The sequence below is a fragment of the Methylobacterium sp. 001424705 genome, assembly GCF_059816145.1.
Genome location: NZ_JCBANU010000019.1, coordinates 48,491 through 63,466, shown reverse-complemented (window position 1 = coordinate 63,466; position 14,976 = coordinate 48,491). Strand labels below are relative to the sequence as shown.

Below are 14,976 nucleotides of genomic sequence, written 5' to 3'. Positions count from 1 at the left end.
TCCTAAAGGGGTACCGAATTCTCAGGATGGGTGGAGTGCGGGAAAACGGCTCCGGCGCGACGATCGGACACCAGACCAGAGGACGATCGCGGGTCCGGTGCAGCCCATACGGCACCGGTCCGTGAGACGAGACGAGGGGACGAGGCCGAACGCAGAACAGGAATGCCCGAGCGCATGATAGCCCCAGGGTTGTCATCCCGTCAGCGGCGTCCAAGTTTCACGGCCGAGAGGGGGACTGACACGTGCTGAAAGACAAACTCATCGGACGAGACAATTCCGACGCCACCGTTTCCTCGGAGGCCTCGGACGTGGCTCAGCGATCGCCTTCGCCGATGGCGCAAGAACGCACCCGACCGGTGCGCAAGTCATCCGGCGATGCGGTGGCGGACCTGCGGGAGGCCATCCTGGCCAAGCTGGTCTACGCCATCGGAAAAACGCCTTCGACCGCACGTGAGCGCGACTGGTTCGCTGCGACGGCACTCGCCCTGCGCGACCGGGTCGTCGATGCTTGCCACGATGCCGACGGGTCGATCCCGAACAAGCGGGTCTATTACCTGTCGTTGGAATTCCTCATCGGTCGTCTCCTCTCCGATGCCATGAACAATCTTGGCCTCGTCGAGACCACCCGCGCGGCCCTGCGCGAACTTGGCGTGCGGCTCGGCGACGTGGAAGCGGCGGAGCCGGATGCTGCGCTGGGCAATGGCGGCCTCGGGCGCCTCGCCGCCTGCTTTATGGAAAGCATGGCGAGCCTATCGATTCCCGCTATCGGCTATGGCATTCGCTACGATCACGGCCTCTTCCGGCAGTCCCTGGAGGACGGTTGGCAAAAGGAAGCCCCGGAGACCTGGCTCGCGGAGGGTAACCCGTGGGAATTTCCGCGGCCCGACGCGACCTACACCATCGGCTTCGGTGGCCATGTCACGATGTCGGCGGTCTCTGACGGCGTGATCCGCCGCCATTGGCATCCGGCCGAAACGGTTCGGGCGGTGGCTCATGACGTGCCGGTGGTCGGTTGGCGGGGACGCCATGTGAATACGCTGCGCCTCTGGAAGGCCGAGGCCCAGGTGCCTGTCGATCTGGCCCGGTTCAATGGCGGTGATCATGTGGGCGCCGTCGCGGGGCGTGCCCGTGCCGAGGCGATCTCCCGCGTACTCTACCCGAGCGATTCGTCCGCCGAGGGCCAGGAGTTGCGCCTTAGGCAGGAATACTTCTTCACCTCGGCGTCGCTGCAGGATCTGGTGCGCCGGCATGCGGCCGAGCGTGGCGATTTGCGCTCGCTCCCCGACCATGCCGCGATCCAGCTCAACGATACGCATCCCGCTATCGCGGTGCCGGAACTCATGCGCCTTCTCCTCGAGGATCACGGGTTCAACTGGGAGGATGCCTGGCACGTCACCACGCATACCCTCGGCTACACGAACCATACGCTCCTGCCGGAGGCGCTGGAGACCTGGCCGGTCGAGCTGATGGAGCGCGTGCTGCCGCGGCACATGCAGATCATCTACCTGATCAACTGGATGCACCTCGAAGAGCAGGGCAAGCAGGGCCGGGGTTCCGCCGAGAAGCTCGCCGCCGTGTCGCTCATCGACGAAACCCACGGCAAGCGGGTCCGCATGGGCCATCTCGCTTTCCTGGGGGCGCGCAGGGTCAACGGCGTTTCCGCCCTGCATACCGATCTGATGCGCTCGACGGTGTTCAAGGAGCTCCACGCCCTCGACACCGACAAGATCGTGAACAAGACCAATGGCATCACCTTCCGGCGCTGGCTCCACAACGCCAATCCGGAGCTCACCGCCCTTGCCGTCGAGGCGGTCGGACCGGAAGTGCTCGATACGCCGGAACGGCTCGCCGGCTTGGCCGACGTCGCGTCCGACGCGAACTTCCAGTCCCGCTACGCGGCCATGCGCCGTGCGCGGAAGGCGGCTCTCGCGCAGGTGGTGGCCGATCGCACCGGTATCACGGTCGATCCGTCTGCCCTGTTCGACGTCCAGATCAAGCGCATCCACGAATACAAACGCCAGCTCCTCAACGTGATCGAGACCGTTGCCCTGTATCAGGCAATCAAGGCTGATCCGAAGGCCGCTTGGACGCCACGCGTGAAGATTTTTGGCGGCAAGGCTGCGCCAAGCTACGTCCAGGCCAAGCTCATCATCAAACTCGCCTGTGACGTAGCCAAGGTGGTCAACGCCGATCCGGACGTGGCGGGCCGCCTGAAGGTGGTCTTCTTGCCGAACTACTCGGTCAGCTTGGCGGAAGCGATCATCCCCGCCGCTGACCTCTCCGAGCAGATCTCTACGGCCGGCATGGAGGCCTCCGGCACCGGGAACATGAAGCTCGCCCTCAACGGTGCGCTGACCATCGGCACTCTTGATGGTGCCAATATTGAGATCCGTGACCATGTCGGCGCGGACAACATCTTCATCTTCGGCCTGGATGCGGCCGGAGTGCAGGCGCGGATGGCCGTGCCGAACTACGCCGAGGTCGCCATCGCCGCTTCGCCCCGCCTGAAAGCCGCTCTCGACCTCATCGAGGCTGGAGGCTTTTCGCCCGAGGAGCCGGACCGCTTCCGACCGATCGTCGACGACCTGCGCCACAACGACCGTTATCTTCTCACCGTCGACTTCGACGATTACTGGCGCGTGCAGCGCTCGGTGGATCGGGCTTGGAGCGATCCGAAGACCTGGTGGCGGACGGCCATCCTCAACACAGCCCGGATGGCGTGGTTCTCCTCCGATCGTTCCATGCGGGAATATGCCGAGGAAATCTGGCGGGTTCGGCTCGGCTGATCCGCCCGGTCTGCCCGGTTCTCAAGATGGGAACCGGGCAGGTCACGGCCGCAATCTTGGAAAACAAATGAGCTGCATTCCCGGGGTATGCAGCTCATTTCGTTCGATCGCCTCAGCGTGGACGAATACCGGGTCAGATGCCGGCGTCGATCAGGATCGGATGGCACCGGGCACCGGTCGTCGCAGCGAGCACCTCGACGGCCCCGACCGTCGAGGCGTCCCCGGCAACGTGAACCACATCTGTGCTGCGCAGCGACGGCAGGTGAGCGGTGAGGGGACCGGGACGAACTTCGGGCGGGCGCTGGCGGGCACGATCCGATACGGTGACGATTCGGGTCACGCCGGTCGCGCGCAGCCAATCCAGGGCCGGTCGCATGTAGAGATCGAGGGGATTGCGCGCACCCACCACCAGGATGATTTCGCGGGCCGGTTCGATGTAGCGCGCTGCATGGGCGATGGACCAGATTGGTGCGAAGCCGGTCTCTGACGCAACGAGAACGAGGCGTCCGCCCCCGGCGCGGTAGTAGCCGCGGCCGACAGGGCCTTTCACCTTCACCGGGTGGTCGCAAGCGAGAGCGTCTACCAATTCGTGCCCAAGACCGAATCCGTCGCGATCCTGCCGCAGATGGAACACCAGTTCGTTGAGCTCGGCCGATCCGTCGACACGCAGCGTTGGGCTCAAGGTGACGGGCGCGAAATTCTCGAAGGTGACGTCGACCCCGTGACCCGGCTCCAGGGCGAGCCGACGGGTGATCGTGACGACGACCTGAAAGGTATGCGAACCGAGGGCGGTGATCTCGGTGACCGTACCGGTCCGCTTCTGTACGGCGGTAGGCCGGCTCGGCAGCACGAGGCGAGCGGGCGGCTCTATGGCAGCCGCGCGAGGTAGTGAGAGCTTGATGGCCTCACCGCGATGCGCGCGAGTTTGAGCCCGACGTGGGGCAGGGCCGATGCCCTGGCCACCGGCTCCGGGGGTGGCAGCGATCATCCCATCGGCGAGAGCGGCTTCCAGCGGGGTGTCGCCGGTGGAAACGCGCACGGACTTGCCGTTGACGACGAGCGAGCAGCGGGCGCTCATGGTCGTCCTTCAGGTGTGGGGAATGGGGTGGGCGCGTCGCATAAGGCTCGCCGGGCGAACCCTCGCCTCAGCGCGGTTCGTTGAGCAGATGATCGACGAGGGCGGCCCAACGGTCACGGACCGCCTGTGCCTCGGGTGACAGCGGCTCGGCGCCGTCGATCCGGCTGATGCAGGCGCGGAGCCGTTCGGCCTCGCGACGCTCGGCCCCAAGCACAGCTTTCATAACCATGACCTCGGCCTTGAGCCGCGATACCTCACCTGTCGCGGCCGTAACCGTCGTCGCGATCGCGACCGGTGCGGAAGCCGGGGCCTCGGGGGGTGCCGCGACGTCGGGCACCGCGCGAAGTGGGCGCGCCATCAAGCGTCGGACGAGGCCGGTGTCGATCTCGTCGTCCACGATTCGCAACGCAGCCTGCGCCATGACCCCATCTCCCTCGGCCGGCGCGTCGCACCTTGCCGCCCGCACATCAACTCGAAGCTGAGGATGCCGGATCATGGTTAAGGGAGGTTTAACCCGATGCGTTGGTTTGCCCGCATCTGCCTGATTTCACTCAGGCAGCTTCAGGCGCCGCACCAAGCAACTGCCGAGCTTGAAGCATCGACATCGGTTCGCCGAAGGCGAAACCCTGAGCATATTCACAGCCCAATTCGAACAGAATTTGGGTGTCAACCTCCGACTCGGCGCCTTCGGCGATGATCGACAGGCCGAGTTCCTGTGCCATCTTGACGATCGATCGCAGAATGGCGGTCTGGCCCGTCGCGATCTGGCGTACGAAGGACTGATCGATCTTGATCGTGTCGAAGGGGAAGCGCTGAAGGTAGGAGAGGGCCGAGTAGCCGGTCCCGAAATCGTCCAGGGACAGGCCCGCGCCAAGGTCGTGGATGCGGTGAAGCATCTGCGCTGCGTATTCCGGATTCTCCATGACCAGGCTCTCGGTCATCTCCAGCTTCAGTGAGCCGGGGATGACGCCGGATCGGGCCAGGATCGTCTTCACGTCATGCAGGAGATCGTGGCGCAGGAGCTGCCGCGAGGAGATGTTGACGGAAGCGAAGATCGGCGGTTCCACGTCGAGGGAGCGCTGCCAGGCCGCCAGCTCGAGGGCGGTCCGCTCCAGGGCAAAGATACCCAGATTGACGATGAAGCCGCTCTCTTCCGCGATAGGCAGGAAGGTTGCGGGACCGATACGGCCGAGCTTCGGATGGTCCCAGCGCAGGAGGGTCTCGAAGCCGGCGACGGTGCGGTCCTCCAGGCGGACGATCGGCTGGAACAACACCTTCATCTCGTTGCGATCCAGCGCCCTGCGCAGATCAGCCTCCAGCATCATGCGGTCGCCACGCTCGTTGCGCATGGTGGCACGGAACACCTCCGTGCGATCCCCACCGCCGCGCTTGGCCTGGATCATCGCCATTTCGGCGTTCTTGAACACCTCTTCCCGTTTCAGGTTCGCCCCACCCTCGTAGAGGGCGAGACCAACAGAGACCGTCAGGAAGATTTCGCGATCCGCATAGGTGATCGGCGTCGCGATCGCTTTGCGGATCATTTCCGCGAAGGCGAGGATGCGGTCCGGCTCCCGCTCCGAGATCAGGATCAGGGCGAACTCATCGCCGGCCACGCGCGCCAGGGTATCCTGCGGTCGGAGGAGGCGTCCGAGCCTGCGCGACAGCGTCAGCAGGATCGAGTCACCGGCCGACAGACCGATGGCGTCGTTGATGGCCTTGAACCGGTCGATGTCGAGGACGATCGTCGTCGGCCGAAGTCGGGGATCCTGGCTGGCGAACGCCAGTCCCGCATCGAGGCGGTCGTAGAAGAGTTCGCGGTTCGGCAGGCCTGTCAGACTGTCATGCACTGCATCGTGAAGGAGGCGTTCCTCCGCCGTCTTCACCTCGGTGACGTCGCTGATCGTGCCGACGACCCGGATCACCTCTCCGTCGGAACCGATCACAGGTCGCGCCTTCAGGCGATACCAATAGTACGGGCCGGCAGTGGAGCGCAGGCGAAAATCGTGCACGATGCGGCCACGGCGCTCCTCGATGACCGTGTCGAGGGCCGCCGAGTAGCGCTCGACGTCGAAGGGGTGGACCAGGCTGAGCCAGTTGGCCGCCGGGCCTTCGAGGGCACCGCGTTTCAGACCGAGCTGTCCCTCGATCTCCTGACCAGCGAAGACCCGGTCACCCGGTACGTCCCAGTCGAACACCACGTCCCCTGCGCCCGTGAGGGCCAATGCGCGCCGCTCTGTGTCGGAGACGAGAGCATGGGTCAGGCCACCGCCCGCGAAGGCGTGCTGCATCACGGTAAAACCGATCAGCATGACGATCAGCACGAGCCCGCCGATGAGGGCGGGCTGCACCAGATCGCTGCTGATCTGCCCCGTGATCGCGAACCCGGCAGCCACCACCCAGACGAGAAGCAGGCACCAGGTGGGCACCAGCAGGATGGCGCGGTCATAACCGTTATGCGCCGCGAGATAGACGATCAGCAGCAGGCCGACGCCGGCCACCGCCGCGATGGAGATGCGGGCGACGCCGGCCGCCACGGGCGGATCGAACACCGCGAGGCCCACTAGGCACGCCAGGAACAGGAGCCAGATGATCGCCACGTGGCTATAGCGCACGTGCCACCGGCTGAGGTTGAGATAGGCAAACAGGAAGACCAGGAGCGTCGCGCCGAGAACCGCCTCCGTCGAGGCGCGATAGACACGCTCGGCAACTTCGGTGATGGGAAACACACGCTGCAGGAAGCCGAAATCAATCGAGGCATAGGCCAGCACGGCCCATGCCAGGGACGCGGCGGCGGGAAAGATGATCGCGCCCTTCACGACGAAGATGATCGTCAAGAACAGGGCGAGGAGACCCGCAATGCCGATGATGATACCCTTGTACAGGGTCAGGCCGTTGGCCTTCTTGCGGTAAGCTTCCTGATCCCAGAGGTACACTTGCGGGATGTTCGGCCCTCGCAACTCGGCCACATAGGTTACGGTCGCCCCGGGATCGAGGGTGATGACGAACTGATCGGCTTCCGGGTTTTCGTCGCGCTCCGGTCGAATACCCTGGCTCGCGGTGATGGCGGCGATGCGCGAGCCTCCGAGATCCGGCCAGACAACACCCGAGCCCACGAGGCGGAAATGCGGGGCGACGAGGACCCGGTCCACCTGCTCGTCGGTGTCGTTGGTGAGGGCGAACACCATCCAGTCTGGACGGGCGCCGGTCTCACGGGCCTTAACCACGATGCGGCGGACGATCCCGTCCTTCCCCGGGGCGGTGGAGATCTGGATCAGGTCGCCATCGGAGCGATAGCGTTCGATCATCGGCGTCAGATCGATGACGGGCGCGTCGAGAGTGACGCGGACCGCCTCGACGGCCTGCGCCGGTCCTCCGACGATCAGGGCACTGAGCAGTGCCGCAGCGAGGGCGGCCAGGACGGGGGCGAATCTACGCAACGGGCGAGTGTTCCGGCCGGGCGAGGCATGATCGATGGAAACAGGCGACGGGAGACGGCTCAGCTGTGCATCCAGTCGTATCGGTGGGGGCCTCGACGAGCAAGGCGAACGGTCGCCTTGCGCGACGGCGTTCACCGTTTGTGAACCGTGGCGCCGATGAATTTCGATCGCCTGCCTTTGCGGCCAAAACAAGCCGCGTCGGCCAAGCTCATGCCGCCTGCAGCGCCGCCGCGATGCGATCGAGGGTCGGAAGCTTCTTGATCGGACCGATGGCGGCCAGGGTCGGAGCGCCCTTCAGCAGGCGGCGACCAGCCTGGCGGACGTCCTCGACCGTCACCGCATCCACCTTGGCGATCACCTCGCTGGCCGGGATGACGCGGCCCCAGGCCAGGATCTGTCGGGCATTGCGCTCGATCCGGCCGCCGGGCGTCTCCAGGGCGGAGAGCAGCGCGACCTTGAGCTGCGCCTTTGCCCGAGCGACTTCGATCGTGTCGGCATCCGCCGCGGCGCGGATCGTTGCGTCCAGCGTCACGTCCATCAGCTCGGCGAGGTCACCCCCCGATGTGCCGGCACCGATGCCGAACAGGCCGCAATCGTAGAATGCCCAATGGAAGGACTGGATTTCGTAGGCAAGGCCACGCGTCTCGCGCACCTCGTGCCACAGCCGCGAGGTCAGGCCGCCGCCCAGCACCTGCGCGAAGATGTGGAGCGCGTAGTAATCGTCGTCGCGAAACGACAGGCCCGGCAGGCCGAGGACGACGTTGGCCTGCTCGAGTTTCTTCGGCAGCCGCTTCTCGCCGCCGCCATAGATCCCCGGCACCGTCTCGGGCGCCTGCATCGGCTTCAAGTCGCCGAAATAGCGCGATGCCGATTCGACGATCTGGTCATGTCCGATGGCGCCCGCCGCAGCCAGGACGATGCGATCGGGCGTGTATTCCCGGGCGATGTAGGCTTCGATCGCGTCTCGGTCGAAGCTGTTGATCGTCTCGGGCGTGCCGATGATCGGACGGCCCATTGGCTGGTTCGGAAATGCCGCCTCGGTGAAGGCCTCGTAGACGACGTCGTCTGGTGTATCCTCGATCGCCGCATATTCCTGCAAGATCACGCTCTTCTCGCGGGCAAGCTCGCCGGCATCGAAGACCGAACCCGTGAGGATGTCTCCGATCACGTCGAGGGCGACGCTCGCATCCTCGCCAAGCACGCGTGCGGTGTAACTCGTTCCCTCGGCACTCGTCGCGGCGTTGATGTCGCCGCCCACATTCTCGATATCCTCGGCGATGCGGCGAGCGGACCGGGTCTTGGTGCCCTTGAAAGCCATATGTTCGATGAGGTGGCTTAGACCGCCCTCGTCGGTGCGCTCATGACGCGAGCCGGCACCGACCCAGACGCCGAGCGTCGCCGTCGCGACGCCCGGCATCGCCTCGGTGACGACGGTGACCCCATTGTCGAGCTTGGTGATCTTGAGATCGGGCGATGCACCGTGCGTGGCGAAATGCTGGTTCATGAGCCGTTACGCTCCCTTGGTGATGCGGGCGCGCTCGCGGATGAAGGTCTCGACCGCCGCCTGATCGTTGGCAACGCGCGAGAAGGTCTCCTTACGGTCCATCAAGTCGGCGAGGTGCGGCGGAAGCTCAGGACGCCGCCCGCCGATCGCCTTCGCGACGGCGTCGGGGAACTTGGCGGCGTGCGCGGTGGCGAGCGCGACGACCGGCGTGCGCGGATCCTGGCGCAAGAGCTTGCGTGCCGCATGCACACCGATGGCGCTGTGGGGATCGATGACGTGTCCGGTCTCCGCATGGGTGCGGGCGATCTCAGCCATGACTTCCGGCTCGGCGACGGCGGTGGCGTCGAACTCGCTGCGCACGGTCTTCAGAACCGACGGATCGAGGTGAAAGCCGCCCGACTGCTTCAGCCCGGCCATCAGCCGGCCGAGGCTCGTGGAATCGCGCCCCAGAGCTTCGAACAGCAGGCGCTCGAAGTTCGACGAGATCTGGATGTCCATCGAGGGCGAGGTGGTCGGCTGCACGCCGCGGACCTCGTAAGCACCATGCTCGAGTGTCCGGGCCAGGATGTCGTTGGCATTGGTTCCGATCATCAGGCGCTCGATCGGCAGTCCCATGCGCTTGGCGACCCAGCCGGCGAGAATGTCTCCGAAATTTCCGGTTGGAACTGCGAAGGAGATCGGCCGATGGGGGGCGCCCAGGGCCACGGCCGAGGTGAAGTAGTAGACCGCCTGCGCGGCGACCCGGGCCCAATTGATTGAATTGACGCCCGAGAGCCGAACGTCGTCGGCGAAATCAGCGTGCTGAAACAGGGCTTTGACGATGTTCTGACAATCGTCGAAGTTGCCGTCGATGGCGATGGCGTGAACGTTGTGTGCCCCCACCGACGTCATCTGCCGGCGCTGGACTTCGGACACGCGCCCTTCTGGGAACAGGATGAAGATGTCGACCTGATCGAGACCGCGAAAGGCCTCCACCGCGGCGCTGCCGGTATCGCCCGACGTCGCGCCCACGATGGTAGCCCTTGCATCGCGGGCGCGCAGGACATGGTCCATCAGGCGCCCAAGGAGTTGCATCGCCACGTCCTTGAACGCGAGCGTCGGGCCGTGGAAGAGTTCCAGCAGGAACAGGTTGTCGTCGAGCTGGGTAAGGGGGCAGACCGCCGGGTGACGGAAGGTGGCGTAGGCCTCCTCGATCATGCGATCGAGGTCCACGTCCGCGATCTCCCCGTCGATGAGCGGGCGTAGAACGGTCTTGGCGGCATCGGCATAGCGCAGGCCTGCTAGACCGGCGATCGCCGGTCTGGTGATCTGCGGCCAGCTTTCGGGCACGTAGAGCCCGCCGTCGCGCGCAAGGCCGGCGAGAAGGGCGTCGGAAAAGCTGAGGGGCGCCGCGGCGCCGCGGGTCGAGACGTGAAGCAAGGGGGCCTCCAGGAAGGCGCTCCGTCTACACGATGTCGGCGGGCGTGTCGAAAGTCTTGGACGTCGTCAGGCGTTGCTGCCCGGGGCCCTCGTCAGGCGGCATCCCGTGATCCGCCAAGCGCCGTCCGGCTGCTTCTCCAGGCTGTAGAGAGCAGCCCAATCGGCCCCGTCCTCATCCTGCAAGGTGACGCCGAGGGCCACGCCGTCGTCCCCGGCATCCTCGATGCGATCCACGCTGTAGCGCCGATTTCGGTAGACGGCGCCGTAGCCCTGTCGGACCATTGCGATGAAGGTCTCGGGAGAGGGAAAGAGTCCCTGGATCGCGGGCGCGGCCTGGGCGTAGGCCGTAGCCGCATCGTCTCGACGGAATGCTTCGATCTGGCGTTCCACCGTGGCCTTCGCGGCATCCCGGGCGGCTGCGTCCACCGCGAAGGCTGTCGAAGGAATCCACATCGTTATCAGGATCAGGAGGATGGTGCGCATGGGGCCCACTCCGTAACGTAACCGCTCGTTCGAAGATAAGCTGGAACACATGCGCGGACGAAGCAAGTTTTCGGCCGCACGCGTCACTATTGCGCGGGGGGCTGATCCTCGTGGAGCCGGCGCCAAGCGAAGACCCCGAACACGCCGACGAGGCACGCCGCGATCCCGAACCACGTGAAGGCGTATTGCAAGTGGTTGTTCGGCAGATCGACCCGGAGCTGACCACCCTTCGGCCAGCCGCCCGGGTTCGGCGTCGCATCCGCCTCGACGAGGTAGGGCCGGGGATCGGGGAGGCCGCGTGAAGCGCTGATGCCGGCGATGTCGCGGTTAAACCATTCGTTCCGTGCCGGGTCCGGCGCTGGCACGAACATCGTTCGTGGTTCGGACCCCCGGAGTATGCCGGTAACGGTGGTGACGCCCTCGACCTGCCCGGCCGCGCGGTTTGCGGGCGCCTTCAACTCGGTGGGCACGAAGCCGCGGTTGATAAGGATGGTGCCACCATCCTTGAGCAGGAAGGGCGTTAGGAGGTAATAGCCCTGAAGGGCTCGCCCCGGAACCTCGCCCGCGGCGAGACCGTGGACCAGCGTCTCGGCTTCGTGCCGAAACCGGCCGGTGATGCGGACACGCCGGAACTCGTCCCGGGCTGGATCCCAACCCTGCGGCAATGGAAGCGCGGCTGGCGGCTCGACCTTCGATCGCGCCAGGATGCGCGTGATTAGGGCTTCCTTCTCGCCCTTGCGCGCGAGCTGCCAGACTCCGAGGCCGAGAAGAATCGCGAGGCAGATCAGTGAAACGAGGCTGGGCATCAAAATGCTGCGCCAAGCGCCGGGACGGAGGGGCGAAGCCATGGTTAACGGAAGCGTCCTTGCTCGGCCTTGTTGGTGAATTGCAGGGCCGCGAGGACGCCCTTCAGCGGCCGCACCAGGAGAAGGCTGAGGCCGATCGACAGGGTGCCGGCCACCAGGGCATGAACCCAGATCGGCGGCTCGTAGGTGATCTCCATCCAGAGAGCCAGCCCGACGACGATGATGCCGACGATCGACATGACGAAGAAAGCAGGGCCGTCTCCGGAATTGAAACTGCCATAGTCGAGGTCGCAGACCTCGCAGGAGGGGCGGAATGTGAGGAATCCGTCGAACATATGCCCCTCGCCACAACGGGGACAACGGCCGCGCAAGCCGGCGGAGACGGGGGAAGGCTTCGGCCGCGATGCGTCCAAGATGGAGAACTCCTCGTACGGCGCTGCGCCGTATCAATTCATATGGGCATGGAAGGTGCGCGCTTCAGGCACGAGCATGAAAAAGGGCGGCTCGCGCCGCCCTCTTCAACACTGGCATGCGGTGCAAGCCGGGCTCAATGAGCCGCGTGACCGACGCCGGCGCCCCAGACGTAGATCGAGGCGAACAGGAACAGCCAGACCACATCGACGAAGTGCCAGTACCAGGCAGCGAATTCGAAGCCGAGATGCTGTCGGGTGGTGAACTGACCGAGATAGGCGCGGTAGAGGCAGATCGCGAGGAAGATCGTGCCGATGATGACGTGGAAGCCGTGGAAGCCCGTCGCCATGAAGAAGGTTGACGAGTAAATGCTGCCGGAGAAGCCGAAATGGGCGTGTGCGTACTCGTAGGCTTGGCAAGCGGAGAACAGAACGCCCAGGATGATCGTCAGCCAGAGGCCGTACTTCAGGCCCTTCCGATCATCGTGCAGCAATGCGTGGTGCGCCCAGGTGATCGTCGTACCGGAGGTGAGCAGGATCAGGGTATTGAGAAGGGGCAGATGCCACGGGTCGAACGCCTCGATGCCCTTCGGCGGCCAGGTGCCGCCCGTGAAGTCGACGCGCGAGGCCTGGATCGGATCGGCGGTGTAGAGCGCCGCTTCGAAATAGGCCCAGAACCACGCGACGAAGAACATCACCTCGGAGGCGATGAACATGATCATACCGTAGCGGTGGTGCAGCTGCACGACACGGGTGTGATCGCCCGTGTTGGCCTCGTGCACGACGTCCTTCCACCAGGCAAACATGGTGTAGAGAACGCCGAGCGTTCCTGCGCCGAAGATGTAGGGGCCCGGGGTCAGGGTGCCAATCTGAAGGCTCTTCATCCAGAACACGGCGCCGAACGCCATCAGGAAGCCCGAGAACGCGCCGATCAGCGGCCAGGGACTCGGGGCCAGAATGTGGAAGTCGTGATTTTTGGCGTGCGCCTCGGCCATTGAACTCTTCTCCTACCCCCGACCTCCGGACCGTCGCCGGCCCTCGATCCACTGAATGCATCGTCCTGACCGGGTTGCCCCGGATTGTTGTGGCAAACCCTTACCCAGGGTCGCGCACTGTTGTCACGCTTGCGCCGTCAAAAATTCGACTTCGTCCCCGTGCCGCCCGTTGTCGCAAGCGCGGCCGTGGGCTGCCCGTTCTTCGAAGCGAAGTAGGTATAGGAGAGCGTCATCTCCGACAGATGTGCGGTGTTCGAGTCCTTGCGGACCTCGGGGTCGATGTAGAACACCACCGGGAAATCCATCGTCTCGCCTGGCTGCAGGGTCTGCTCGTTGAAGCAGAAGCACTGCACCTTGACGAAGAAGCTGCCCATCAGACCCGGCTGAACGTTGAAGGTCGCTATGCCGGTGGAAGGCGTGCTGCCGGTGTTCTTCACGCGGAAAAAGACGGTCTTGGTCTCGCCGAGCCGGGCCTCAACCTTCGGCGACTCGGCCTGGAAGCGCCAGGGCAGGGCCGACGACACATTGGTGTCGAAGTGGACCACCATGCTGTCGTCGATCGCCGCAGCGGTCGGGGCTAGGCCCGTACGCGGCGTCCCGTCGTAGCCGGTCGCCTTGCAGAACATGTCGTAGAGCGGCACCGACGCGAAGGCGAGGCCGATCATCCCGAAGGCGAGGCCTGCGCAGGCCAAGGCCGTCACACCGGCCTTGCGGCCGGTTCCACGCGGTGGCGCATGTCTGGGGTCGGCCATCAGAAGCGTACTCCGTTGTCCGGCGCGATCAGATCGGACGGTTGAGGACCTGCGGCCCGAGCTTCGCGATTGTGAGCACGTAAAAGATGGTCACCAGGGCGAACAGGACCGCCGCGATGGCGATGGAGCGCTTGCGCCGGCGCCGCGACTCCTCGGGCGTCAGCGGGCGGGGCGTCCCCGGCGGCCCGGTGCGATCGCTCACAGGTTCACCGCGCGGAAAAGGCCGAGGCTCTGCTCGGCGAGCAAGGCCGCAAACATCAGGAAGAGGTGCAGAATCGAGAACCCGAACATGCCCATCGCCGCCTTGCGCTCCGGCTCGCCCTCACGATTGCGAAACACGTGGACGCTGAAGGCCAGCATCCCGAGACCGCCCAGCAACGCAGTGACCGCGTAGAGCCACCCACCGAAACCAAGGGCGACGGGCGCGAGGCCCAGGGGGAAAAGCAGGATCGAGTAGGCGATGATCTGGCGACGAGTTGAATCCGGCCCGGCAACGTTCGGCATCATCGGGATGCCCGCCTTGGCATAGTCGGCGGACTTGATGAGGGCCAGGGCCCAGAAATGCGGGGGCGTCCAGATGAAGATGATCATGAACAACACCAACGACTCGACGCCGACGGTTCCGGTGACGGCCGCCTGGCCGACCATCGGGGGGAGGGCGCCGGCGGCGCCGCCGATGACGATGTTCTGCGGCGTCGCGCGCTTGAGCCACATCGAATAGACGACGGCGTAGAAGACGATCGTGAAGGCGAGGAGTCCGGCGGCCAGCCAGTTGGAGGCAAGGCCAAGGACAAGCACCGAGCCCACCGACAGGACGATGCCGAAGGCCAGCGCCTCATCCGGGCGGATACGACCATCCGGGATCGGACGCTTGGCGGTCCGGGTCATCACGGCGTCGATGTCGGCATCCCACCACATGTTCAGGCAGCCTGAGGCGCCTGCGCCTACGGCGATCATCAGTAGCGAGATGGAGCCGACGACCGGTTGGATATGGACGTTCGAGACCAGCATGCCGACTAGGGCGGTGAAGATGACCAGCACCATCACCCGCGGCTTCAGCAGGGCGAAGAAGTCCGACACCTCGCCGCCGACCGGCGACAGAACTTGCGGCTCGGCGCCAGCGGATAGGCTGTTCGACAGGCTCGTCATGGGGTCCCGATACGGTTTTGTGTTTGGTGGGGCTTCGGATCGCGCCGCGCGGCGCCGCCCTTTGCGGGAGGCCTCGGGCAAACACGCAGAGTGAACTCCGAGAGCTTGACCGGGGCCTCCTGGAAAGAGCGAGGACCGCTCGCGCGGTCCTCGCAAT

Annotated in this window: 13 protein-coding genes; 1 reads left to right on the top strand and 12 read right to left on the bottom strand. The window is 65.2% G+C overall.

Annotation, left to right across the window (positions count from 1 at the left end):
- Nucleotides 1-332 precede the first annotated feature (332 nt).
- Nucleotides 333-2,786, top strand: a complete 2,454-nt coding sequence (locus tag AC6EUL_RS15110) for a glycogen/starch/alpha-glucan phosphorylase (protein ID WP_499871073.1) — start codon at nucleotides 333-335, stop codon at nucleotides 2,784-2,786.
- Between the two features lie 133 nt (nucleotides 2,787-2,919).
- Here the strand turns inward: AC6EUL_RS15110 and AC6EUL_RS15105 are convergent, their stop codons facing one another.
- From AC6EUL_RS15105 to AC6EUL_RS15050, 12 genes are all read right to left on the bottom strand, one after another.
- Nucleotides 2,920-3,864 (bottom strand): ferredoxin reductase domain-containing protein, encoded by a 945-nt coding sequence (locus AC6EUL_RS15105; protein ID WP_056269596.1) that lies wholly within the window; start codon nucleotides 3,862-3,864, stop codon nucleotides 2,920-2,922.
- Between the two features lie 67 nt (nucleotides 3,865-3,931).
- Nucleotides 3,932-4,285: a hypothetical protein gene (locus AC6EUL_RS15100; protein ID WP_499871020.1), complete on the bottom strand. Its 354-nt coding sequence runs from the start codon at nucleotides 4,283-4,285 to the stop codon at nucleotides 3,932-3,934.
- A 130-nt stretch (nucleotides 4,286-4,415) separates the two neighbouring features.
- A complete protein-coding gene (locus tag AC6EUL_RS15095; protein WP_499871018.1) occupies nucleotides 4,416-7,301 on the bottom strand; it encodes an EAL domain-containing protein in 2,886 nt (961 codons plus the stop codon).
- Between the two features lie 208 nt (nucleotides 7,302-7,509).
- A complete protein-coding gene (locus AC6EUL_RS15090; protein ID WP_499871017.1) occupies nucleotides 7,510-8,805 on the bottom strand; it encodes a M16 family metallopeptidase in 1,296 nt (431 codons plus the stop codon).
- 6 nt (nucleotides 8,806-8,811) lie between these two features.
- Nucleotides 8,812-10,224 (bottom strand): threonine synthase, encoded by a 1,413-nt coding sequence (gene thrC, locus AC6EUL_RS15085; protein ID WP_499871015.1) that lies wholly within the window; start codon nucleotides 10,222-10,224, stop codon nucleotides 8,812-8,814.
- 66 nt (nucleotides 10,225-10,290) lie between these two features.
- A complete protein-coding gene (locus AC6EUL_RS15080; RefSeq protein WP_056380094.1) occupies nucleotides 10,291-10,707 on the bottom strand; it encodes a DUF4864 domain-containing protein in 417 nt (138 codons plus the stop codon).
- An 86-nt stretch (nucleotides 10,708-10,793) separates the two neighbouring features.
- A complete protein-coding gene (locus AC6EUL_RS15075) occupies nucleotides 10,794-11,555 on the bottom strand; it encodes an SURF1 family protein (RefSeq protein ID WP_499871012.1) in 762 nt (253 codons plus the stop codon).
- A 2-nt stretch (nucleotides 11,556-11,557) separates the two neighbouring features.
- The gene (locus tag AC6EUL_RS15070) at nucleotides 11,558-11,926 is read right to left on the bottom strand and encodes a DUF983 domain-containing protein (RefSeq protein WP_056217306.1); all 369 of its coding nucleotides are present in this window, start codon (nucleotides 11,924-11,926) and stop codon (nucleotides 11,558-11,560) included.
- A 134-nt stretch (nucleotides 11,927-12,060) separates the two neighbouring features.
- Nucleotides 12,061-12,918: a cytochrome c oxidase subunit 3 gene (locus AC6EUL_RS15065; RefSeq protein ID WP_056217308.1), complete on the bottom strand. Its 858-nt coding sequence runs from the start codon at nucleotides 12,916-12,918 to the stop codon at nucleotides 12,061-12,063.
- A gap of 137 nt (nucleotides 12,919-13,055) precedes the next feature.
- On the bottom strand, nucleotides 13,056-13,670 hold the full coding sequence (locus AC6EUL_RS15060; protein ID WP_499871009.1) for a cytochrome c oxidase assembly protein: 615 nt from the start codon (nucleotides 13,668-13,670) through the stop codon (nucleotides 13,056-13,058).
- Nucleotides 13,671-13,698: 28 nt separating this feature from the next.
- Nucleotides 13,699-13,872: a cytochrome c oxidase system small membrane protein gene (locus tag AC6EUL_RS15055; protein WP_499871007.1), complete on the bottom strand. Its 174-nt coding sequence runs from the start codon at nucleotides 13,870-13,872 to the stop codon at nucleotides 13,699-13,701.
- The gene (locus AC6EUL_RS15050) at nucleotides 13,869-14,819 is read right to left on the bottom strand and encodes a heme o synthase (protein ID WP_056217316.1); all 951 of its coding nucleotides are present in this window, start codon (nucleotides 14,817-14,819) and stop codon (nucleotides 13,869-13,871) included. Before AC6EUL_RS15050 ends, AC6EUL_RS15055 begins: the two co-directional genes overlap by 4 nt.
- Between the last annotated feature and the right edge of the window lie 157 nt (nucleotides 14,820-14,976).